We start from the raw sequence: 20,063 nt of genomic DNA on the forward strand, positions 1-20,063 counted from the left end.
GTCAGATCATTCCCATCGAGAGAGGCGGGTCCGGCAGTCGCGCCGGGTCGTCCCAGAGCAGGGCCAGTTCCCGGCCGTGGTGGTGCTCCCCCGCCTTGTGGGTCTTCGCCTGCTTCCGCAGCTTCATCACCGTTCCCGGTATGTCATCGGGAGAGGTCTTCGCGATGGCCGTGGTCAGCGCCTCCAGGGTCCGGCCGGCGGCGCAGTCGTCGTGGGGCCGGTCCGGGCAGGTCCGGCGCGGCCACAGCATGATCGGGATGCCGGAGTTGAGCGCCGCGTTGAGCATGTCGGTGGAGGGCGCGGCGGCGTAGGTCAGGACGCAGCACTCCTCATCGGCGTCGAGCCGGTCCTGGAACTCCTCCTCGGCCGTCGGATGCCGGCAGTCGACCTTGTACGGCAGCGTCGTGCCGCGTTCGCGCAACCGCCGCCACCGTCGCGTCGTCAGGTCCCACCGGGTGGAGCTGGGGTTCATGCGCAGGACGTCGCGGACCACCACGGGGTAGGAACCCATCCGAATCCGGATGCCGTTCTCTTCGTCCCTCTCCAGGTACCAGGTCTCGAAGGGCTCGTTGAACAACGTCACCGGCAGCGCGAACTCGATGATCCAGTCGCGGCCGAACACGGCGTCGCGCACGCGGGGCAGCGCGCGTTCGACCTGTTCGCGGATCTCGTCGGCGCCTACCTCGACCGGGCCGCTCGACGGCCCGGTCGCCCCGTCGACCAGCGAGTGCACGGTGAGCTCGTACGTCTCGGTGCGCATCTTGCGGTCCAGCCGCACGATGATCGACGTCGGCGCGGCCGGTCGCGAGGGACTCGCGACCGGCATCCAGCGCTGCATCCAGGCCGTCAGCCGCCCCTGGCGGCCCTTGTCCAGGTGGCCCAGCAGGCCCAGGAGAAGGCGTTTCAGCGCGTCTTCCTCGCAGTGTTCCTCGGCGACGTACCTGATCGCGTCCCACACCGACCTCAGGCGCCGTTCGAGCAGGAACTCCGGCAGCGCGGCACGGCAGACGTCGTCGACGGGCACCGTCGGCGCGGCGTCACGGACGATCTCACGGAGGTGGCGCCGCGCCTCCGCGGTCAGCCACCCCAGCTCGAGCAGGTCGTCGACGTCCTCCCAGTACGAGCGGATACCGCGCAGCGGGAGCATCCGGCCGCTGCGGCCGTCCAGTCCCTTGTCCATGTCGGTGACCATGCCGACGATCTCGCCGCTGTCGGCGAAGTACACCGCCGCGCCGCTGAACCCGTGCTTGAGCGCTTCCAGGTGCGCCTGGGGCACATCGAGCTGCCACCATTCGTTCCTCAGGTCCATGTCCCAGCGCGTGCTGAGCGTCACGACCGATCCGGAGTCCTCCTTGCTTCGCGGAAAGCCGTAGGCCCCCAGGTCGGTCAGGTGACGCCCCTTCAACGCGTCCGGTGTGGCTAACACGGCCGGGGCGATGGCGACGGGCTCGTCCAGCGTGAGGACCGCGATGTCACCGTCGTCGCCGGCCTTCGCCCAGCCGGTGCACATCCGGACGGCGGCCGGCAGCGCGGTGCCACCGCCACCGGGAAAGCTCACGCGGGCCTGCTCCCGCCCGATGACGACGTGCGCGCACGTCACCACGTGGGTCGAGTCGACCAGGAAGCCCGCGCCGAGCACCTGCCCGGCATCACTCTCGATGCGGGCCCGCCACTGCCATCCGCCCATCAGCCGTGTTTCGGGCCACCGCGCGTCCAGCGGAGGCCGACGACGAGATGGCCCTCCACCGAGGTCTTGGCGATGACGGCCCCGGCCTCGGCGTTGAGCTTGATCCCGAACTCGATGGAGACCTCGTCGGGATCCAGGACCTCGTCGCGGAACGTCGCGAGCGCGGACTCGGCCGCGCCGCGCACTCTTTCCAACGCGTCCTCGAAACTCCCCTTGACGTCCTTGACGACCTCACCGGGTTTCGCGGAGATCGAGGCGTACCCGGCGTCTTCCTCGTCGACCTCGACGACGACCGGCCCCTGGTCGGTCTCCCAGCGCAGCAGCTCCGTCACGTGGTTCCCCATCCCCGTCGCACGCGGTGATCGCCAAATCGTAAATCGTAAGGATCAGGGGAAACGTAACAGCCGGCGCCCGGCCTCCACGCGACGAACGTCAGGGCCGTGGCGCGGCGAACTGTTCCTCTCCCAGCACCGAGAGCAGGCGCAGTTTCTCGTAGCCCTCCGTGCGCGGGGGCGCGGTCAGCACCAGCAGCGCCTGGGACTGGTCCTCGGTGAACAGCACCTGGCAGTCGAGTTCGATCGGGCCGAGTTCGGGATGGATGAGCGTCTTGTGGTCCTCGAAGCGCCTGGCCACCTCGTGCCGGTCCCACAGCTCGGCGAACTCCGGGCTCGCCTTGCGCAGCGCGCGTACGAGCTCGCCGGCCCGGGACCGCGAGCCCATCGGGCCGTAGGCGGCGCGCAGGTTCGCGACCAGGGCACGGCTCTGCCGGTCGCGGTCGTCCTCGGGGTAGCGCAGCCGCTCGGCCGGGTCGGTGAACCAGCGGTAGATCTCGCTGCGGGCCAGACCCGTGTAGCCCGACTTGTCGCCGAACAGGGCGTCGGCCATGCGGTTCTGCACGAGCGTCTCGCCCAGGTTGGACAGGATGAGCGCCGGGGTGTCGTTGAGGCGGTCCAGCACCCGCATCAAGGCGGGGGCGACATGCGTCGCCGCCGACACCGGCGTCGGTGCGCTGTGCCCCGCGATCCGGAACAGGTAGTCGCGTTCGTCGCCGGTCAGCCGCAGCGCCCGGGCGAGCGACGCGAGCATCTGCTCGCTCGGCTGCGGACCGCGTCGCTGTTCGAGCCGCGTGTAGTAGTCGGTCGACATCACGGCGAGGGCCGCGACCTCCTCGCGCCGCAGGCCCGGCGCCCGGCGGCGCGCGCCCGGGGGGAGTCCGACGTCCTCCGGCTGCAACGCTTCGCGGCGGCGGCGCAGGAAGTCCGCCAGTGCTGCCCGATCCATGACATCCATTATCGGGCGTTTCCGGAGTCCAACCAGGGATCGCCGATCCCCCGATGACCGGTCTCTGCCGCCGAGGCGGCCGACGGGCGAGGCTCAGGGCATGAACATCTCCGGAAACACCATCTTCATCCCCGGTTCCACCAGCGGCATCGGCCTGGCCCTCGCCCTCGAACTGCAGGCCAGGGGCAACACCGTCATCGTCGGCGGCCGTCGCACCGAGCTGCTCGAGCGGATCGCCGCCGAGCACCCCGGCATCGACACCGTCCAGATCGACACGACGGACGCCGCGAGCATTAAGTCCGCCGCGAAGGAGGTGCTGGCGAGGCACCCCGACCTCAACGTCCTCGTCACGATGGCCGGCATCATGAAGATCGAGGACTGGCACCGGCCCGAGTCCTTCCTCGCCTCCGCCGAGTCCGTCGTCACCACCAACGTGCTCGGCCCGATCCGGCTCATCGCCGCGTTCGTCGAGCACCTGCGGAGCCGGCCGGACGCCACGATCGTCACGGTCTCCTCGGGCCTGGCGTTCACGCCGCTCAAGGTCACCCCGAGCTACAACGCCTCGAAGGCCGCGATCCACATGCTCAGCGAGTCGATCCGGCTCCAGCTCGCCGACACGACCGTGAAGGTCGTGGAGCTCGTGCCGCCCTCGGTCCGCACCGCGCTGTTGCCGGGGCAGGAGGAGAGTGAGTTCGCGATGCCGCTGGATGAGTTCGTCGCGGAGGTCGTCGCCCTGATCGAGGCGCAGCCCGACGCGAAGGAGATCCAGGTCGAGCAGGTGAAGTTCCTGCGGTACGGCGAGGCGCGCGGCGACTACGACCAGGTCGTCCAGATGCTCAACGCGGCCGACCCGCACGGCAGGTGACCAGCGGGAGGAAGACGTCGTCCACGATCTCCACGAGCGTGGACTCCGGCACCGGGCCGGACGTCAGCAGCATCTCGTGCCGGAGGAGGTCGACCGGCAGGGTGGTGATCCGCCGGCCGGCCGCCCCGGACGGGATCTCGCCGCGACCGGCGGCGCGCTGGAGGATGGTCTCCATTACGTCGGCCATGGCCGAGAAGAACTCGGGGCCGATATCGCGCACCTCGGCCATCAGGCCGTGCAGGACGTCCGGCCCGATGTCGTGGTAGCGGCGTGCCATCCGCCCGAGCACGGCGAGGACGTCGCCGCGCAGCTCGCCGGTGTCGGGGACGTCGTCGCTGATCGACACGACGCGCGACCGCACCGCGGCCAGCACCAGCTCGGCCCGGTTGTGCCAGCGGCGGTACAGCACCTGCTTGCCGGTACGGGCGCGGTCGGCGACGGCCTCCATCGTGAGGTTCATGTAACCGGCCGCGCCGAGCTCCTCCCAGGTGGCGTCCAGGATCGCCGCCTCCAGCTCGGGGCCGCGCCGGCGTACGGCCCGTTCGTTCACCGCGTCCTCCCATAAGAGACCTTGCGTCTCCTAACGCCGCCACTTTACATTCCCGCTCATTAGAGACGGTCCGTCTCTTGTCTGGAGGTGAAGCGTGGTGGACACGGCACGGGCGGAGCGGCTCGATCCGGCGCTGCTCAAGCTCGCGATGATCCTGGTCGTCGGTGCGCTGGCGCCACTGCTGGACAGCACGATCGTCAATGTCGCCATCGGCACGCTGGGCCGCGACCTGCACACGTCGCTGGCGGCGATCCAGTGGGTGGTCACCGCGTACCTGCTGGCACTCGCGATGGCGATCCCGGCGACCGGCTGGCTGACCGGGCGGTTCGGCGCCAAGCGGATGTGGCTGACGGCGCTGGCGCTGTTCCTGGCCGGCTCGGTGCTGTGCGGCGTGGCCTGGAACGCGGGCAGCCTGATCGCCTTCCGGGCGCTGCAGGGGGTGGGCGGCGGGCTGATGCTGCCGATCCTGCAGACGCTGCTGCTGCGCGCCGCGGGCGGGCGGTCGCTGGGCCGGCTCATGGCCACGATCAGTATCCCGGCGCTGGTCGGCCCGATCCTCGGCCCGGTGATCGGCGGGCTGATCGTGGGCGACGCGAGCTGGCGGTGGATCTTCTACGTCAACGTGCCGATCTGCGCCGTCGCGCTGGTCCTGGCCTGGCGCGGCCTGCCCGCCGATGCGCCGCGCGGCGGACAGCGCCTCGACCTGCTCGGCCTGGTCCTGCTGTCGCCCGCGCTGGCCGCGATCATCTACGGACTGTCGCAGGTGGGCGCGCGCGGGGGCTTCGGGCACACGGCGGTCCTGGTCCCGCTGGCGGCGGGAGTGGTGCTGCTCACGGCCTTCGTCGTCCACGCCCTGCGCACGGACGGCGAACCGGCCGTGGACCTCCGGCTGTTCCGCGTACGGTCGTTCGCCGCGTCGTCGGCCCTGCTGTTCCTGTCGGGCCTGTCGCTGTTCGGGGCCATGCTGCTGCTGCCGCTGTACTACCAGCAGGTCCGCGGCCAGGGCGTCATCGCCGCCGGGCTGCTGCTCGCGCCGCAGGGCCTGGGCAGCCTGCTCACGCGCGGCCCGCTCGGCACGCTCGTCGACCGCGCGGGCCCGCGGCCGTTCGTCCTCCTCGGCACCGTACTGACCGCGCTCGGCACGCTGGCCTTCGCCCGGGGCGGGCCGGAGTGGCTGCTCGCCGGCTCCCTCGTCGTACGCGGCGCCGGGATGAGCGGCGCGAACATCGCCGTCATGGCCGCGGCGTACCAGGGGCTGGATTCCGCCGACATCCCGCACGCCGGCAGCGCGACGCGGATCCTGCAACAGGTCGGCGGGTCGTTCGGCGCCGCGATGCTCGCGGTGATCCTGCAGTGGCAGCTCACCGGGCACCCGCGGGGCACGGCGTACGCGCACACCTTCTGGTGGGCGATCGGCTTCGGCGCGCTCGCCCTGGTGCCCGCGCTCCTGCTGCCCGGCGTACGGCGCGAACGCGCCGCCGGGGTCACGGCCCGAACATGATCACCAGCCGGCCACGGACACCGCCCGCCTCCAGGCGGCGGTGGGCGTCGGCCGCCCGCTCCGGCGGATACGTCTGGGCGACCCGCAGCGTGACGGCGCCGGTCTCGGCGAGGCGGCGCAGCTCGTCCAGTTTCTCCCACTCGCGGGCGTACTCGCTGACCCAGATCGCGTGGACGACGATGCCGCGCTCGGTCTCGGCGCCGAAGCTCCGTACCGCGGCGAGCGCGCCGCCGTCCCGTACCGCCCCGAGCAGGGGCGCGCCGATGACCGCGCCGTCGGCGACCGCGTCCACGCCGTCCGGCAACGCCTGCCGGATGCGCAGGGCGACCCCGTCGCCGCGCGCCACGATCACGTCGGCGCCGAGCCGGCGGACCAGGGGCTCGTCCTCCGGCGACGCGTCGGCGACGACCCGCAGCCCGCGCGCCTTGGCGAGTTGCACGACGTACCCGCCGTACGCCCCGGCGGCCCCGGTGACCGCGAGCGTACGGCCGGGCGCCAGCGCGAGACGGTCGAGGGTGAGCTGCGCGGTCATGCCGTTCATCGGCAGGGTGCACGCCTCGGCGTACGTCGTGCCGACCGGCATCGCCGTGGCCGAGTCGGTCGGCACGACGACGTGCTCGGCGTAGCCGCCGCCCAGCCTGCTGCGGGGCAGCGTGATCGCCATGACGTCGTCGCCGACGGACTGCCGCACGCCCTCGCCGACCTCGTCGACGACGCCGGCCACGTCCATACCGGGCACGTACGGCGGTGGCCGGTCGCGCAGCGCCTCCGCACTCGTCACGCCGGAGCGGAAGAGAGTGTCGGTCGGGTTCACGGCCGTCGCGTGTACACGGATGCGGATCTCGCCCGGCCCCGGGTGGGGGTCATCGAGCTCGACGACCTCCAGCGCCTCCGGTCCGCCGAACCGCCGGACACCTACTGCCTTCATGGTCCGCCATCCAACCCGATCGCCCGCCGAAGCGTAAGGGGGCGGCGTCCGACGGTGACCGCTGCCGATATCCGCGGCGTTCGGCGTGGTCCGGTCCCGCGCGGGCTACCGGGGTTCGGCGCGGCGTCCGGCGATCAGGTCCGCGACGGCCGCGAACAGCGCGATCACCACGAACGCCGTCACCACCAGCAGCCCCCGGCGGAAGGCCGTGGCCCAGTCTCCGTGAGAGGCGCCGACGGCCGCGAAGAAGACCGCGCCGACCCCGGCGATGCCGATCGCCGTGCCGACGCGCTGGCCCGTCTGCAGGACGCCGGCGGCGCTTCCCCCACCCTCCGGCGGCACCTCCGAGAGCGTGATCGCCTGGTTCGGGGAGATCACCAGGCCGCTGCCGAAGCCGCCCACCAGCAGCGGCAGGGCGGTGGCCAGTGCGGCGTGCGACCCGGGCACCGCCCGTACGGACAGGAAGGTCGCGGTCAGCGCCACGGCGACCAGGGCGAGCCCCAGCGCGACCAGGGGCCGGCCGAGGCGGCCGACCATCCGGCCGCCGATCGTGGACCCGGTGGCCGAACCCAGCGCGAACGGGGTGATCGACAAGCCGGCGAGCAGGGCGCTGTAGTGCAGGCCGTTCTGCAGGTAGAGGGTGAAGATGAAGAAGATCGAGGTGAACCCGGCGAAGTAGAGCAGGGCGATCGTCGAGCCCAGGGCGTACGAGCGGAGGCGGAACAGGGACAGGTTCATCAGGGGCTGCCGGTGCCGCCGCTCCCACCGCAGGAAGCCGAGCAGGATCAGCGCGGCGGCGGGCAGGAGCAGCCACTTGGCGTTCCCGTGCCACTGCTGCTCCTGCACGAACGGCAGGAGCAGGCCGACCACTCCGGCGCCCAGGAGCACCACGCCGACCGGGTCCAGGCTCTCGCGGCGGCGGCCCTCGCCCGGCGGCGGCAGCAGGCGCCAGGCGAGCGGGAGGGCGACGGCGCCGACCGGGATGTTGACATAGAACACCCAGCGCCAGCCCTCCTCCGCGCCGGCGAGGGAGATCAGCGCCCCGCCGAGGAGCGGTCCGGCCGCGGTCGCGATGCCGATCGTGGCGCCGAGCGCGCCGAACGCGCGGCCTCGCTCGTGCCCGCGGAACAGAATCTGGATCAGCCCGGCGATCTGCGGATTGACGATGCCGGCGGCGACTCCCTGGACCAGCCGCGCCACGACCAGCCACGCGATCGTCGGCGCGATCCCGGCGGCGGCGCTGGCGAGGGTGAACAGCGTCAGCCCGACCATGAAGACGGCGCGACGGCTGCGCGCGTCGCCGAGCCGGCCGGCCGGGACGAGCACCAGCCCGAACGCCAGCGCGTACCCGCTCAGGATCCACTGCAGGCCGTCCGACGAGGCGTGCAGGCCCGAACGGATGGACGGCAGCGCGACGTTGACGATGCTGACGTCCAGCAGGGTCATGAACGCGGCGACGAGACAGACCGCGAGCGCCTGCCAGCGCCGCCCGGCGACCTCGTCCGAAGCCGGATGGCCGTCATCGCGGGTGTCAACGGACAAGCGCCGACGCTCCTCCCCCGGATCCCGCGGCCGGGCTCGGCGATCCGACGCACCCCGATGCCGCTTATGTCCTGACTTGGCCTTCCCTCAATCTCTACCCCATCGTCCTCGGCCATGCCTCGCGGGAGCACTTCGTCGATCCGGCCGGACGACCGTCGAGGAGGCGGCGGCGAAGATCGGCACGCTCCGCCGCAGTGACACGAGCGGGCCGCGGGAGAGCCGGTGCCCGGGTACGGGCCGAACCGCCCGTACCGGGAGGTTTGACACCCCGGCCGACCGGGCATCCCGGAGTCTCATCGAGCCGACCGGCACGACGAGAGGACGCTCCCATGAGCGACCGGACACCACACGAGCACCAGGACGCCCGGGCCGCACCGAAGCACGAGACGCAGGTCCTGACCAGCGACGAGCTGATCGTCTACGAGGCGATCGCCACCCTCCGTGGCCCCATCGACATCGGCGGGCTCACCGGCACGACGGGCCTGGAGGAGGACACCGTACGCGCCGCGATCGACCGCCTGACCGCGCTGGAGATGGTCGAGACCGGCGAGCGCGGCACGCGCATCGGGCCGAACGACTGGGACGTGCGCGGCGCGCGGTAGACGCACGTCCGCACCGGCCACCGGGCGCGCTCCGCCGCGGTCCCGTGACACTCGCCCGGGGCCGCGGCGGGTCACCTCAGGCGGACACCTCCGGGAGCACCTGCTCGGCGTAGAAGGCGAAGAACCCCTCCTGGTCCGGGCCGATCTGGTTGACGTAGACCTCGTCGTATCCGGCGTCGACGAAGGCGCGCAGGGCTTCGATATGTCGCTGCGGGTCCGGTCCGCAGGGCACGTTCCGGCCCACCATCTCCTCGGTCACCAGCGACGACAGCTGCTCGAAATGGCGGGGCAGCGGCAGGAGCTGCGCGGCCTCCCCCGGCAGCTGGTCGTTCGGCCACAGGCGGTGCGCGGTGCGGCGGGCCTGGGCCTCATCCGGGGCCCAGCACACCTTGAAGCCGCCCTGGGCCGGCTTGTCCGCCCCGGCCGCCGCACGGAACGTCTTGACCAGGCTCGCGTCCGGCTTCACGCTCATGAACCCGTCCGCCACCCGCCCGGCCAGTTCGGCCGCCCGGTCGCCGAAGCCCGACATGTAGATGGGCGGAGGCCGCTCCGGCAGCGAGTACAGCCGGGCGGTGTCCACGTGGTAGTGCTTCCCGTGGTGCGTCACCAGCTCTCCGGTGAAGAGCCGCCGGATCAGGCCGATCGCCTCCTCCAGCATCTCCAGCCGCTCGCTCGCCGGAGGCCAGCGGGAGTCCACGATGTGCTCGTTCAGCGCCTCCCCCGAGCCCACTCCCAGCACGAAGCCGTGTGGGTTGAGCTCCGCGCTCGTGGCCGCGGCCTGGGCGATCACCGCCGGATGGATGCGGATCAGCGGGCAGGTCACCGCCGTGGTGACCGGCAGGGACACCGCCTCGGACAGCGCCCCGACGACCGACCACACGAACGACGACTCGCCCTGTTCGTCCAGCCACGGGTGGTAGTGGTCGGAGATCCACAGCGCCTCGAACCCGGCCTGCTCGGCGAGTCGTGCCTGGCGGATCAGGTCGCGCGGCGGATGCTCCTCGCTCGACAGGAAGTACCCGAACCTGGTCATGAGTTCCTTTCAGCGGCGTCAGCTCTTGCGGGCGAACATCTCCTGGGCCTTGGTCTTGAGGCCCTTCCGCACGACGCCGTACGAGTCCGGGTCGCCCTTGATGATCGCTTCGGCGGCGTCCTTCATCTGCTCGAACTCCGCGTGCGGCGGGATCGGCGGGATGTCGGGATCGCAGCGGACGTCGATGACGACCGGCACATCCGCGGCCAGGGCCCGGTCCCACGCGGGGCCGATGGCGTCCGGCTTCTCGACCTCGAGGCCCTCCAGGCCGAGCGACCGGGCGAACCCGGCGTACGACATCTCGGGCAGCGCCTGGGACTCCACGAACTTCGGGGCGCCGCTCATCGCCCGCAGCTCCCAGGTGACCTGGTTCAGGTCGTTGTTGTGCAGGACCGCCACGATCAGCCGCGGATCACTCCACTCGGACATGTAGCGCTTCATGGTGATCAGCTCGTTCATGCCGTTCATCTGCATCGCGCCGTCACCGACGAAGGCGATGACCGGACGGTCCGGGTGGGCGAACTTCGCGCCGATGGCGTACGGCACGCCGCAGCCCATCGTGGCGAGCGTGCCCGAGAGCGATCCGCGCATGCCGGCCCGGAACTTCAGGTCGCGGGCGTACCAGTTCGCCGCCGAGCCGGAGTCGGAGGTCACGATCGTGTCGGCGGGCAGGCGCGGGTTCAGCTCCCAGAACAGGAGCATCGGGTTGACCGGGTCGGCCTCGACGTGGGCCTGCCGCTCGATCACCGACCACGACCGCGCGACGTTCTCCTCGATCGTCTCGCGCCAGGAGCGCTTCTTCTTGCGCTTGACCAGCGGGATGAGCGCACGCAGCGTCTCGGCCGCGTCGCCGACGAGGTTGACCTCGGTCGGGTAGCGCATTCCGATCATCCGGCCGTCGATGTCGATCTGGATCCCCCGGGCGTCGCCGAACTCCGGCAGGAACTGGCTGTACGGGAAGTTGGACCCGACGATGAGCAGCGTGTCGCAGTCGCGCATCAGCTCATACGACGGGCGCGTCCCGAGCAGGCCGATGGCTCCGGTGACGTAGGGCAGGTCGTCGGGCAGCACGTCCTTGCCGAGCAGCGCCTTGGCGATCCCGGCGCCGGTCAGCTCGGCGACCTCCATGACCTCCGCCGCGGCGGACCGGGCGCCCTGGCCGACGAGGATCGCCACCTTCGAACCCTCGTTGAGGATCCCGGCGGCCTTCTCGATCTCCGCGTCCGGCGCCCGCGTCACCGGAGGCTGGTAGCCGGGTGTGGACGACGGGACGTTCTTGAACGCGTGGGCCGGCGGCTCGTACTCCTCCTCCTGCAGGTCGGAGGGGATGATGATCGCCGTGGGCGCGTGTTCGGCCATCGCGATCCGCATCGCGCGGTCGAGCAGGTTCGGCAGCTGCGCGGAGACGGCCGCCTCCTGCACGTACGCACCGGCGACGTCCTTGTACAACGTCAGCAGGTCGACCTCCTGCTGGTAGCTGCCGCCGATCGCGCTGCGGGCGGTCTGTCCCACGATCGCCACCACCGGGACGTGGTCGAGCTTGGCGTCGTACAGGCCGTTCAGCAGGTGGATCGCCCCGGGACCGCTCGTCGCGAGGCACACCCCGGGCTTCCCGCTGAACTTCGCGTAACCGGTCGCCTCGAAGGCGGCCATCTCCTCGTGCCGGGCCTGGACGAACCGAGGCTGGTCATCGGCCCGGCCCAGCGCGGCGATGATCCCGTTGATCCCGTCCCCCGGATAGCCGAACACCCGTTCGACTCCCCACTCGCGCAGGCGTTGCAACAGGTAATCCGCAACGGTAGGAGCCATGGCGATCTCTCCTTTCCACGGTGGGCCTCCCCTCACGCCCCTTCCCCGGCGGCGCGCCCGAAACCCGCGTACCGGTATTCGGCGGGTAAAGCCGCCGGGACACGGAGAGATCAGGGACCTTCGGCTCGAATGAGCTTCGGCAGCAGGTACCACAGCACGACGAACAGCGCCGCGATCACGGCACCGAGCCCGGCCGCCCAGCCGAGGCCCGCGACGACGTCCAGGACGAGGAACACCGCGCCGATCATGGCGATCAGCAGGGCCACCAGCCCCGCCTGGGCGAGCGCCGAGGCGGTACGGACGAGCTGGGGCTTGCGGCCCTGCCGGAAGACCTGGCGGTGCCCGCTGACCGGCGCGATCAGCAGCGCCGTCGCGGTCGCCGCCGCGACCAGCGTGATCACGTACACGGTCTTGTCCCGGTCGCCGACGTCGCCGAAGCGGTTGGTGAACGGCAGCGTCAACAGGAACGCGAACAGGATCTGCACGCCGGTCTGGGCGACCCGCAACTCCTGCAGCAACTCGACGAAGTTACGGTCCCAGCGCTCCATCCCGGTCTCGTCGCGGTCCTGCTCCGCCCGCTCCGCGTCACCGCGGGGCCCGCGCCGCTCCATCCCGGTCTCGTCACGGCCCTCCTCCGCGCGCGCCGTTCGGGAGGTATCGGTCATCGGCGCTACTTCTTTCCGAGCTTGCGCAGCGGCTTGCGCTTGGCCGCCTTCTTCGCGGCGGCGGGCAGGTCCTCCAGGACCCGTGCCGCCTCCCGGCGTTCGACCTCGGTCAGCCGGCCGGCGACGAACGTGTCCGCGGCGGGCGTGTCCGGCCGTCCGACGGTGGCGGCGAGGCGCTCGACGGCGACGGCACCGTCGTGGTGCTCGCCGAGGAGATCCTGGAGCCGTTCGGCGCGGCGGGCGAGCTTGGCGGCGGGCGAGCCGAGCGCCGCCGAGGCGGCCTCGGCGGTGTACCGGGCGCGCTTGGCCGCCTTGCGCGTACCGTGCAGCGCGGCGTCGCGGTCGTGCCCGGCGGGCAGACGCGCGGCCCGGTCGTACCGGCGCATCATCTTCCGCCACGCCCTGGCCACCAGCCGGGGCGTCTCCTCGGCGGCCGGACGGCCGGCGCGGGCGTTCATCGGCGGGTCGGCGAGGAAGGCGTCCAGGGCGTCGAGCAGGTCGTAGTAGCGCCGGGTCAGGAGGGCCTCGCGCACCCGGTCGCGGGCGCGGTGCTCCTCGGTCGCCATCTCGAGCAGCCAGGCCGGCTCCTGGTGGGCGCCGGGCAGTTCGGCGAGGCGGCGGTGGAAGCGCGCGTTCTGCACCTCCAGGTCGCGTACCTCGCCGAGCGCGCCGGCGAGCCACCGCAGCTCCGCGTCCAGCGCCCGCACCCGTGCCGGGCCGACGATGCGCCGGTGGGTGCGCAGGACGCTGCGGATCCGCCGGACGGCGACGCGCATCCTGTGCACCGAGTCGTCGTCGCTCTCGGCGAGCCGCACCTGCGGGTCGCAGGCGAGCAGCCGCTCGACCTGTCCGCCCAGGTACGTCAGCAGCACGTCGCCGGCGGTACGGGTGGCAGTGGGCCGCCGGACGGGGGCGATGTCGTCCTCCAGCGCCCGCGCCAGCTTGGACGTGGCCGCCGACTCGCGGGCACCGGACTCGCGCAGGCGACCGCCGATACGCTCCACCACCTCGCGGGAGCCCTCGACCGCCTCGACCTCCAGCTCACGCCAGCTCAGCAGCGCCACCTCACGGCCGTCCCGGCTCAGGCGGCGGGCGTGCACGGTGTCGTCCGCCAGCTCCGCGAGGACCGTGCCGTCCTCGCCCAGCAGGTCGCGTTCGGTGCGGTGGGTCTCCAGTTCCGCGACGCGCACGAGGGGGCGGCCTCGGACGTGCGCGGCGACGAGCTCGGACAGCTCCGGCGGCACCGCGTGGACCCCGGCGTCGAGCGAGGTGCGTATCTCGCGTTTCGTGTCCTTGCCGGCCGGCAGCTTCAGGTGCCAGCCCTCGTCGCCCCCTCCCTCCCGGCGCCGCAGCGTGATGCCCCGCGCGGCCAGCCGCAGGTCCTCGGTGTCGAAGTAGGAGGCGCGGAGAATGTGGGTCTGCGGCGGTCCGACCCGCACGCATCCACCGACCTGGCGCAGGTCGGGCAGTGCGAGATCGGCCTCGGCGTCGTACTTGCGCTCCAGCTCGATATGGCGTGCCACGGTCTCTCCCTCGATCCGGCGTCGGCACATGGGCGGCACTAACGCCTTACCCGCACAGAGAGGCTCAAAAGTGAACTTTCCTGGCAGACGCGCCCGGCAGGCGCCGTCGTCCCCGAGTGACCGGGCGGGCCGGATCGGCCGCGCGGTCACTCGGGCGGCAGGAGGGGGCCGAGGGGTCCGAGGTCGAGGTTGAGGTCGCGGGCGTCGAGGCCGAAGCGCTCCCGGAGCTCCTCCATCGCCTCCTCCAGCCGCATGAGCGCGAGGCCGAGCTCCTCGACCTTGTCGTCCGGCAGGTCGCCGGCGTCGACACGGCGCAGGGCCTGGCGCTCCATGAGCTGGCGCACGAGCTCCACCACGGTCAGCACGAGACGTACGAGGTCGCGCTGTACCTGCTCGGAATCGGTCTCCATGCGGTGCGGCAGCCGGTGGCCGCGCCCGTCCTGGGGGGCCGCGTGGCGCGGGCGGTACGCGTCGCCCCGCTCACTCACGACCCCGGGTCCTCCCAGGTCACGACGCCCTCGATCGGCTCGTCCGAGCGCTCGGCCGCCACCACCCGCTCCATCTCCGGCCGGATCGAGGCGATGATCGCCCGCAGCGAGATCCGTACGAGGTCGACGTCGGCGATCGAGATGGTCACGTCACCGGTGATCACAACCCCGCCCGCTAGGAGCCGGTCCAGCAGGTCGACCAGGGCGATGCGCTGTCCTCGCGCGGGCACCGGCGTACGCGCGTCGGGAAGGTCGCTCAGCGCTCGGTCCACGCCTCCTCCTCGGCGGCGAACGAGTACGGCGCCCAGGGGCCGGTGAGCTGGAGCCGCAGCTCCGGGCGCGTCCCGGCGAGGCGTGCGACGGCCGTACGGAAGTCCTCCGCGCGCTCGTCGTCGACGAGGTAGGCGGCGTTGAGGATCATCCAGCCGCGTTCGCCGGACAGCTGCGGATCCTGCGGCCGGTGCAGGCGCCGGGTGGCGGCGATCGCGCACAGCTCGTCGTCGACGTCACCGGCCAGCGTCAGGATCTCGCGGCGCGTCTCCTCCTCGTCGTGCCGTTGGGCGCTGCGCCGCCGCAGGTAGGCGGTGCCGGGCCGGGCGTCCGCCGGAGCCGGCTTCCGCTCCCGGGGCGCGGTCTCGGCGAGGTCGGCGTAGATCTTGACGCCCCACTCCGTGCGACCCGTGATGCGCGCCAGCGCCCGGGCGAACTCCTCTCGCCGTTCGCGCAGCGCGGCGCGCGCCCGGTCCTCGTTCCGGTACACCGTGGCCAGCCCGAGCGGGACGATCACCCCGCGCTCCGCGACGGCGTCGACGACCGCGTGGTGCGCGCGGGCGGTCGCCTCCAGCCAGTCCAGATGCTCCAGGTTCCGCCGCAGGGCGTCCTCGCCGAACTCGGCCAGGCTCACCGGGCTCACCACCGCGGTCAGCCCCTCGGCCTCAAGGGCCCGCACGGGCGCGCCCGCCACACCGCGGACCCCCGCCACCGCCTCGGCGGGCAGGTCACGGCCGATGCCGTACACGTAGATCGCGGTCTCATCCACGGTCGTCCTCCCCCGGTGGACGCCGCGGGGACCGGCGACCGCGGGGCTCCGGCTCCTCTTCGTAATCGTCGTCGTGGTCGTAGGCGCGGTCGTGATCGTCGTACTCGTCCTCGTCGCGGGCCGCGCGGTCCACCGCCCTGCGGTCGCGGCGCCCGAGTTCCGGTTCGGCGCGCTCCTCCTCGTCCTCGCCCTCCAGGGCGGCGAGGCGCTCGCGCAGCCGGCGGTTCTCCGCCGCGATCTCCTCGCGGTGGGCCGCCGACGAAAGGGTGGGATCGTGCTCCCACCAGTCGATCCCCATCTCCTTGGCCCGGTCGACCGAGGCGATCACCAGCCGCAGCTTGATGGTCAGCAGTTCGATGTCGAGCAGGTTCACCTGGATGTCGCCGGCGATGACGATGCCCTTGTCGAGCACCCGCTCCAGGATGTCGGCGAGGTTCGCCGACTCCGGGCGACGCGTCGGCGCGGGCTGCCGTCCGTAGCCGTAGCCGGTCAGCCCCCGCTCCATCGGATCCGTCACGTCATCTCTCCCCCACCTGACACCGGATGTAGCGGTCGACGCGCCGGTAGGCCAGCAGCTCGCCCTCCGGGTCGAGCTCGGCCTCGTACACGGCGAGAATGTCGGTCATGTCGGGGATCCGGTGGGTCTCGACGACCTCCACGCCGACCGTCCACCGGCCGTCCTCCGCCTGTTCCAGCGAGGTGATCCCTTCGGGTTCCTTTCCGGTCATCTCGGCCACGTGGTCGGCGGCCAGCCGCGCGACGCGCCCCGCGGTGGCCGGAGGACGGCGCCTGGCCCGCCTCGGCTCATCGTTCCGGCGGTCGTCCATTCCCGCCCTCCGGGATTCCGGAGCGTTGCCGCGACATCATCCGGGCCAGCAGTTCGTTCTCCAGCGCGGCCGCCTCGTCCTCCGGCAGCCGGCCGGCCCGCACCTCCGCCTCGATCTCGGCGATCTTCCGGCGGATCACCGCCGGGTCGTACAGCTGGTGTTCGGCCTGCTCCAGGATGCGCTCGGCCAGCCAGGCGACGCTTCGCACGGGCGCGAGCGGCAGGGTCAGCAGGCCGGTGAACAGTCCCATGTCTCAGGCCTCTTCCCCGGGCGGCGGCGGCACGAAGTCGTACGGCGCGAGCGGACCGACCATGCGCAGCCGGACGCGGCCGGACCAGCGTTCGCCGAGCCGGTCCACGGCCTGCTCGAACTCCGGCAGCTTCCGGTCGGTCACCAGGAACGCCGCGTCGGCGGCGGCGTCCTCGCCGGCCGGCGCCCGCGGCGCCACGGCGGTGGCGTACGGCTCCAGCGCGGTGATCAGCTCGTCGGTGTCGGTCTGGCGCTTGTCGTCCAGCGCCTTGACGATCAGCTCGCCCAGGCGGATCCGGTCGTAGTAGGCGGCGTCCTCCGGCAACTCGCGGATGCGTTCGCGGAGCCGCGCCGCCTCCGGGTCCTCGTGCAGGACCTCCCGGAGGACGACGTCCTCGACGTAGACGCCGGAGACGGCGAACTCCCGCGCGCCGCTCAGGTCGTCCAGGACGTCCAGGAACCAGTCCGCGTGCGGTCCGAGCATCTCCTCGGCCAGGGCGTCGGCCGTGGTGACCACCGCGCCGAACCGCAGCGGCAGCGTCGTGGTCTCGTTCGCGAGGGCCTCCACGACCGCCTCGTGCGCGAGCAGGTCGTCGCGGGTGCCCAGCGCCTGCACCGGGGAGATCTCGCTCACCGCGGCCCCCAGGTCGCCGTGCCGGACCAGGGACACCTTGCCGCCCGCGATCCCGGTCAGGTCCTCGGGCAACCGCGCGTCCGCGTGGACCACGCCGTACACGTAGCAGGCCAGGGCCATGTCGCCGGGGACCCGCTCGGGCGCGTCGCTCTTCGGCCGTGTCGTCACCGTTCACGCTCCCTACGCGGAGCCCGGCGGCGCGTATCCCGCTCCTCCGCCCGTTCCGCACGCTCCTCCAGGACCTCGCCGACCGTCTCCCGCGCGGCGTCGAGCATGCCCTTGGTCTTGCCCTTGGCGCCGCCGTGGGTGCCCTTCTCGGTCAGCTCGCCGACGAGCCCGGGCAGGCCCGTGCCGCCCTTCTCGTACAGGTCGAGGCGGTTGGTGGCCTCGGCGAAGCGCAGGTAGGTGTCCACGCTCGCCACCACGATGCGGGCGTCGATGGTGATCAGCTCGATGCCCACCAGGGACACGCGGACGAAGGCGTCGATGACGAGGCCCTTGTCCAGGATCGTGTCGATCACATCCACCAGCGCGCTTCCGGACGACCGTTGGACGGGCCCCGACCCTGCTTCGTACGGGGAGACCGTCATGGGGAGTCACCTCCGTTCGCCGTGCTTCCTTCCGGTCACTCGGTCTCGTCCTCGCGAGGGCGCGCGGGCCCACGGCGCCTCGGGCTCCGCGCCGGCCGCTCCTCGTCCTCGTCCTCGAACTCCTCGGCCGGGCGGCGGCGCCGGGCCGGGCGGCGGGGCCGGGCCTCTTCCGCCTCTTCGTCGCCCCGGCGTCTCGGCCCTCGTGCCGGCCGCTCCTCGCGCTCTTCCTCCGGCTCTTCCTCGGGCTCCTCGGGCTCTTCCTCGGGCTCCTCGGGCTCTTCCTCGGGCTCCTCCGGCTCTTCTTCGCCCTCTTCGCCTTCTTCGCGTTCGGCGGCTTCGCCGGGCTCCTCCTCTTCGCGCTCCTCTTCTTCCTCTTCGCGCTCTTCTTCGGGAGCCTCCTCGCCGCGCGCCCGCTCTTCCTCCGCCTCGCGGCCCCGTTCCTCTTCGTCGAGCGCCTCTTCGTGGGTCTTGACGACCTCGCCCTCGCGGATCTCTCCGCGCCAGCCCTCGAGCTCGTCGGGCTTGAGCAGCGCGTGGACCATCGCGTGGCGGCGGAAGTGCTTGAACTCCAGGCGTGCGCGCCGGCCCTGGGCCCGCCAGAGGTTCCCGGTGTGCTCGAACAGGCCCTGCGGGTGGTACTCCATCACCAGGCAGATGCGGGTGAGGTTCGGGGCCAGCTCCGAGAACGACACCGCGCCGTCGACGTACCCCTTGGCGCCCTTGGACCGCCAGATGATGTGGGAGTCGGGCACCTGCTCCAGCGTCGTCGCCTCCCACGCGCGGTGGGACCAGAAGACCTGCGCCTTCCAGTTCGACTTCTCGTCTTCCGGGCGCTCGGCGCTCTCGACCTTCTTCATGAACGAGGGAAAGTCCTCGTACTGGGTCCACTGGTCGTAGGCGACCCGCAGCGGCACCCCGACGTCGATCGTCTCGACGATGTTGACGAACTTGGCCTTCTTGCCCTTGCCGACGCCGAAGATCTTCTTGACCTTCTCCTTCAGCCCGGTCGCGCCGGCGCCGAGCGCCGCACGCATCGGGCTCTTGCCCTCGGTCAGCGCCGTCAGCCCCGAGATCGCGGCCTTGACCCCCGGACTGGCGCCCTCCGCGTCACCGACCTTCGCGAGCAGCCCGTGGCTGAGCTCGTTGACCTTGTCGCTGACCTTGTCCCCCACCGAGGACAACACTCGCTCGGCGAATGCCTCCAAGAGGCTCTTGGCCTCCTTGGCGAGTCGCTGTGTGGGCAGGCTCTCGGCCAGGTCGGCGCTCTCCCGGCCGATCCGGTCCCCCTCGGTCATCGCTGCTCCCTCCCCTGGGCGTTCGCTCAGGGTCGCGAGATGGGCCCCGGCGCACGCCCCGGCTCACGGGTACGGCGGCCCCGGAGGGCCGTCAGCGAGGTGACCGTCCCCTCCTCGGGCGATCGTCCTCACGCCTCGGCGCCCGGCGACGCGGCTCCGGCCGCGACGAACGGGCCGGCGGGCGGCGGTCCTGACGAGGACGACGCTCCGGCTCGTAGCCTCCGCGCTCGTCCTCTTCTTCCTCGTCGTACTCGTCCCGGTCGTAGTCGTCGTCCTCGTACTCGTCGTAGTCGCCGCGCCGCCTTCCTCGCTCGGGGCCACGGCGGTCGTCCGCGCGCTCGTCCTCGTCGCGGTCGTAGTCCTCGCGGTCGTACTCGTCGTACTCATCCTCGTCGTACTCCGGCTCGCGTACGCGACCGCGCCGGGACGGCTCCTCGCGGTCCCGCTCACGGCGACCCGGTTCCTCGCGCCTGCGACGGCTGGGCTCGGCGCGCTCGCGCCGTGGCCGGGCGCGCTCCGGCGCCTCCTCGCCCTCCTCGGCGGCCTCTCCCCGTCTCCGGGTGCCCGTGCGCAGCGTCTCCGCGCGCTCCTGCAGCCGGTCGCTCAGCGAGTCGATGCGGCTGCTCGCCGCCTTCTTCGCGACCGACATGCCGGCGTCGACGAGCTGGCCGCGCAGGTCTCCGGTGAGCTTGTCGATCTGCCCACCCAGCGGCGTCTTGCGCAGCAGGTCCTCAGGCCCGACGGGAAGCTTGCCGCCCCCCGCCGCCGCGAGCGCCAGGAGCAACGCCAGCCGGGTCCTACGGCTCCGCCCCAGGACATAACCCCCGACGACGGCGACGGCGATCTGACTTCCGCACTTCATGCCATCTCCCCCCTGCGCGACCCAGGAATCAGCGACACATGGCCGCGGTGGCGGGCGCGGAAGCCGCCAGGCCGTGGCCTCCAGTCCGCGGAG

23 protein-coding genes are annotated in these 20,063 nt (G+C 72.2%); 3 read left to right on the forward strand and 20 right to left on the reverse strand.

Going from position 1 to position 20,063, the window contains the following annotated elements; translation table 11 throughout:
- Position 1 precedes the first annotated feature (1 nt).
- The 3 genes from ABEA10_RS08470 to ABEA10_RS08480 all read right to left on the reverse strand — a co-directional run bounded on the left by ABEA10_RS08470 (position 2) and on the right by ABEA10_RS08480 (position 2,968).
- Positions 2-1,687 (reverse strand): VMAP-C domain-containing protein, encoded by a 1,686-nt coding sequence (locus ABEA10_RS08470; protein ID WP_345459723.1) that lies wholly within the window; start codon positions 1,685-1,687, stop codon positions 2-4.
- The gene (locus ABEA10_RS08475) at positions 1,687-2,019 is read right to left on the reverse strand and encodes a CU044_2847 family protein (protein ID WP_345459726.1); all 333 of its coding nucleotides are present in this window, start codon (positions 2,017-2,019) and stop codon (positions 1,687-1,689) included. Before ABEA10_RS08475 ends, ABEA10_RS08470 begins: the two co-directional genes overlap by 1 nt.
- A gap of 100 nt (positions 2,020-2,119) precedes the next feature.
- The gene (locus ABEA10_RS08480) at positions 2,120-2,968 is read right to left on the reverse strand and encodes a helix-turn-helix transcriptional regulator (protein ID WP_345459729.1); all 849 of its coding nucleotides are present in this window, start codon (positions 2,966-2,968) and stop codon (positions 2,120-2,122) included.
- Positions 2,969-3,068: 100 nt separating this feature from the next.
- Between ABEA10_RS08480 and ABEA10_RS08485 the strand changes: the two genes are divergently transcribed.
- Positions 3,069-3,833, forward strand: a complete 765-nt coding sequence (locus tag ABEA10_RS08485) for an SDR family oxidoreductase (protein ID WP_345459732.1) — start codon at positions 3,069-3,071, stop codon at positions 3,831-3,833.
- On the opposite strand, the gene ABEA10_RS08490 is transcribed toward ABEA10_RS08485, so the two are convergent.
- Entirely contained in the window at positions 3,805-4,383 is a 579-nt protein-coding gene (locus ABEA10_RS08490) for a TetR/AcrR family transcriptional regulator (protein WP_345459735.1), read from the reverse strand. The genes ABEA10_RS08485 and ABEA10_RS08490 overlap by 29 nt on opposite strands.
- A gap of 97 nt (positions 4,384-4,480) precedes the next feature.
- On the opposite strand from ABEA10_RS08490, the gene ABEA10_RS08495 reads away from it, so the two are divergent.
- Positions 4,481-5,884 carry a DHA2 family efflux MFS transporter permease subunit gene (locus ABEA10_RS08495; RefSeq protein WP_345459738.1) on the forward strand — a complete coding sequence of 468 codons (1,404 nt, stop codon included), beginning with the start codon at positions 4,481-4,483 and terminating at the stop codon, positions 5,882-5,884.
- On the opposite strand, the gene ABEA10_RS08500 is transcribed toward ABEA10_RS08495, so the two are convergent.
- Entirely contained in the window at positions 5,868-6,812 is a 945-nt protein-coding gene (locus tag ABEA10_RS08500; RefSeq protein ID WP_345459741.1) for an NADP-dependent oxidoreductase, read from the reverse strand. The two genes, ABEA10_RS08495 and ABEA10_RS08500, sit on opposite strands and share 17 nt — an antisense overlap.
- A gap of 105 nt (positions 6,813-6,917) precedes the next feature.
- A complete protein-coding gene (locus ABEA10_RS08505; RefSeq protein ID WP_345459744.1) occupies positions 6,918-8,354 on the reverse strand; it encodes an MFS transporter in 1,437 nt (478 codons plus the stop codon).
- A gap of 329 nt (positions 8,355-8,683) precedes the next feature.
- Between ABEA10_RS08505 and ABEA10_RS08510 the strand changes: the two genes are divergently transcribed.
- A complete protein-coding gene (locus ABEA10_RS08510; RefSeq protein WP_345459747.1) occupies positions 8,684-8,956 on the forward strand; it encodes a hypothetical protein in 273 nt (90 codons plus the stop codon).
- A 76-nt stretch (positions 8,957-9,032) separates the two neighbouring features.
- On the opposite strand, the gene ABEA10_RS08515 is transcribed toward ABEA10_RS08510, so the two are convergent.
- The 14 genes from ABEA10_RS08515 to ABEA10_RS08580 all read right to left on the reverse strand — a co-directional run bounded on the left by ABEA10_RS08515 (position 9,033) and on the right by ABEA10_RS08580 (position 19,970).
- Complete coding sequence (locus ABEA10_RS08515) at positions 9,033-9,989, reverse strand: LLM class F420-dependent oxidoreductase (RefSeq protein WP_345459750.1); 957 nt, start codon at positions 9,987-9,989, stop codon at positions 9,033-9,035.
- Between the two features lie 18 nt (positions 9,990-10,007).
- Positions 10,008-11,798: a thiamine pyrophosphate-requiring protein gene (locus tag ABEA10_RS08520; RefSeq protein WP_345459753.1), complete on the reverse strand. Its 1,791-nt coding sequence runs from the start codon at positions 11,796-11,798 to the stop codon at positions 10,008-10,010.
- Between the two features lie 110 nt (positions 11,799-11,908).
- Positions 11,909-12,463 (reverse strand): DUF6328 family protein, encoded by a 555-nt coding sequence (locus tag ABEA10_RS08525; RefSeq protein WP_345459756.1) that lies wholly within the window; start codon positions 12,461-12,463, stop codon positions 11,909-11,911.
- Between the two features lie 5 nt (positions 12,464-12,468).
- On the reverse strand, positions 12,469-13,986 hold the full coding sequence (locus ABEA10_RS08530; protein ID WP_345459759.1) for a CYTH and CHAD domain-containing protein: 1,518 nt from the start codon (positions 13,984-13,986) through the stop codon (positions 12,469-12,471).
- A gap of 146 nt (positions 13,987-14,132) precedes the next feature.
- Complete coding sequence (locus tag ABEA10_RS08535) at positions 14,133-14,474, reverse strand: gas vesicle protein K (protein WP_329253809.1); 342 nt, start codon at positions 14,472-14,474, stop codon at positions 14,133-14,135.
- Complete coding sequence (locus ABEA10_RS08540; protein ID WP_345459766.1) at positions 14,471-14,746, reverse strand: gas vesicle protein; 276 nt, start codon at positions 14,744-14,746, stop codon at positions 14,471-14,473. Before ABEA10_RS08540 ends, ABEA10_RS08535 begins: the two co-directional genes overlap by 4 nt.
- The gene (locus ABEA10_RS08545; protein ID WP_345459769.1) at positions 14,731-15,513 is read right to left on the reverse strand and encodes a GvpL/GvpF family gas vesicle protein; all 783 of its coding nucleotides are present in this window, start codon (positions 15,511-15,513) and stop codon (positions 14,731-14,733) included. The genes ABEA10_RS08540 and ABEA10_RS08545 overlap by 16 nt, the downstream gene beginning before the upstream one ends.
- Positions 15,506-16,030, reverse strand: coding sequence for a gas vesicle protein (locus ABEA10_RS51035; RefSeq protein ID WP_425550886.1), 525 nt, complete (start codon positions 16,028-16,030; stop codon positions 15,506-15,508). The genes ABEA10_RS08545 and ABEA10_RS51035 overlap by 8 nt, the downstream gene beginning before the upstream one ends.
- Before the next feature lies 1 nt (position 16,031).
- Complete coding sequence (gene gvpO, locus ABEA10_RS08555; RefSeq protein ID WP_345459772.1) at positions 16,032-16,340, reverse strand: gas vesicle protein GvpO; 309 nt, start codon at positions 16,338-16,340, stop codon at positions 16,032-16,034.
- Positions 16,318-16,590, reverse strand: a complete 273-nt coding sequence (locus tag ABEA10_RS08560; RefSeq protein WP_329253796.1) for a gas vesicle protein GvpG — start codon at positions 16,588-16,590, stop codon at positions 16,318-16,320. Before ABEA10_RS08560 ends, gvpO begins: the two co-directional genes overlap by 23 nt.
- 3 nt (positions 16,591-16,593) lie before the next feature.
- Positions 16,594-17,391, reverse strand: a complete 798-nt coding sequence (locus ABEA10_RS08565; RefSeq protein ID WP_345459776.1) for a GvpL/GvpF family gas vesicle protein — start codon at positions 17,389-17,391, stop codon at positions 16,594-16,596.
- Positions 17,388-17,813, reverse strand: coding sequence for a gas vesicle protein GvpJ (gvpJ, locus tag ABEA10_RS08570; RefSeq protein WP_345459779.1), 426 nt, complete (start codon positions 17,811-17,813; stop codon positions 17,388-17,390). Before gvpJ ends, ABEA10_RS08565 begins: the two co-directional genes overlap by 4 nt.
- 35 nt (positions 17,814-17,848) lie before the next feature.
- Positions 17,849-19,108 (reverse strand): SRPBCC family protein, encoded by a 1,260-nt coding sequence (locus ABEA10_RS08575; protein WP_345459782.1) that lies wholly within the window; start codon positions 19,106-19,108, stop codon positions 17,849-17,851.
- A 91-nt stretch (positions 19,109-19,199) separates the two neighbouring features.
- Positions 19,200-19,970, reverse strand: a complete 771-nt coding sequence (locus ABEA10_RS08580) for a hypothetical protein (RefSeq protein WP_345459785.1) — start codon at positions 19,968-19,970, stop codon at positions 19,200-19,202.
- Positions 19,971-20,063 lie beyond the last annotated feature (93 nt).

The organism is Actinoallomurus oryzae, from assembly GCF_039541955.1.
Taxonomy (GTDB): Bacteria; Actinomycetota; Actinomycetes; order Streptosporangiales; family Streptosporangiaceae; genus Actinoallomurus; species Actinoallomurus oryzae.

Bases quoted from the DNA above. Each gene is read 5' to 3' on its own strand.
- ABEA10_RS08470 (WP_345459723.1), bottom strand. From the start codon at position 1,687: ATGGGCGGATGGCAGTGGCGGGCCCGCATCGAGAGTGATGCCGGGCAG.
- ABEA10_RS08480 (WP_345459729.1), bottom strand. From the start codon at position 2,968: ATGGATCGGGCAGCACTGGCGGACTTCCTGCGCCGCCGCCGCGAAGCG.
- ABEA10_RS08485 (WP_345459732.1), top strand. From the start codon at position 3,069: ATGAACATCTCCGGAAACACCATCTTCATCCCCGGTTCCACCAGCGGC.
- ABEA10_RS08500 (WP_345459741.1), bottom strand. From the start codon at position 6,812: ATGAAGGCAGTAGGTGTCCGGCGGTTCGGCGGACCGGAGGCGCTGGAG.
- ABEA10_RS08510 (WP_345459747.1), top strand. From the start codon at position 8,684: ATGAGCGACCGGACACCACACGAGCACCAGGACGCCCGGGCCGCACCG.
- ABEA10_RS08515 (WP_345459750.1), bottom strand. From the start codon at position 9,989: ATGACCAGGTTCGGGTACTTCCTGTCGAGCGAGGAGCATCCGCCGCGC.
- ABEA10_RS08520 (WP_345459753.1), bottom strand. From the start codon at position 11,798: ATGGCTCCTACCGTTGCGGATTACCTGTTGCAACGCCTGCGCGAGTGG.
- ABEA10_RS08525 (WP_345459756.1), bottom strand. From the start codon at position 12,463: ATGACCGATACCTCCCGAACGGCGCGCGCGGAGGAGGGCCGTGACGAG.
- gvpO (WP_345459772.1), bottom strand. From the start codon at position 16,340: ATGGACGACCGCCGGAACGATGAGCCGAGGCGGGCCAGGCGCCGTCCT.
- ABEA10_RS08560 (WP_329253796.1), bottom strand. From the start codon at position 16,590: ATGGGACTGTTCACCGGCCTGCTGACCCTGCCGCTCGCGCCCGTGCGA.
- gvpJ (WP_345459779.1), bottom strand. From the start codon at position 17,813: ATGACGGTCTCCCCGTACGAAGCAGGGTCGGGGCCCGTCCAACGGTCG.
- ABEA10_RS08575 (WP_345459782.1), bottom strand. From the start codon at position 19,108: ATGACCGAGGGGGACCGGATCGGCCGGGAGAGCGCCGACCTGGCCGAG.
- ABEA10_RS08580 (WP_345459785.1), bottom strand. From the start codon at position 19,970: ATGAAGTGCGGAAGTCAGATCGCCGTCGCCGTCGTCGGGGGTTATGTC.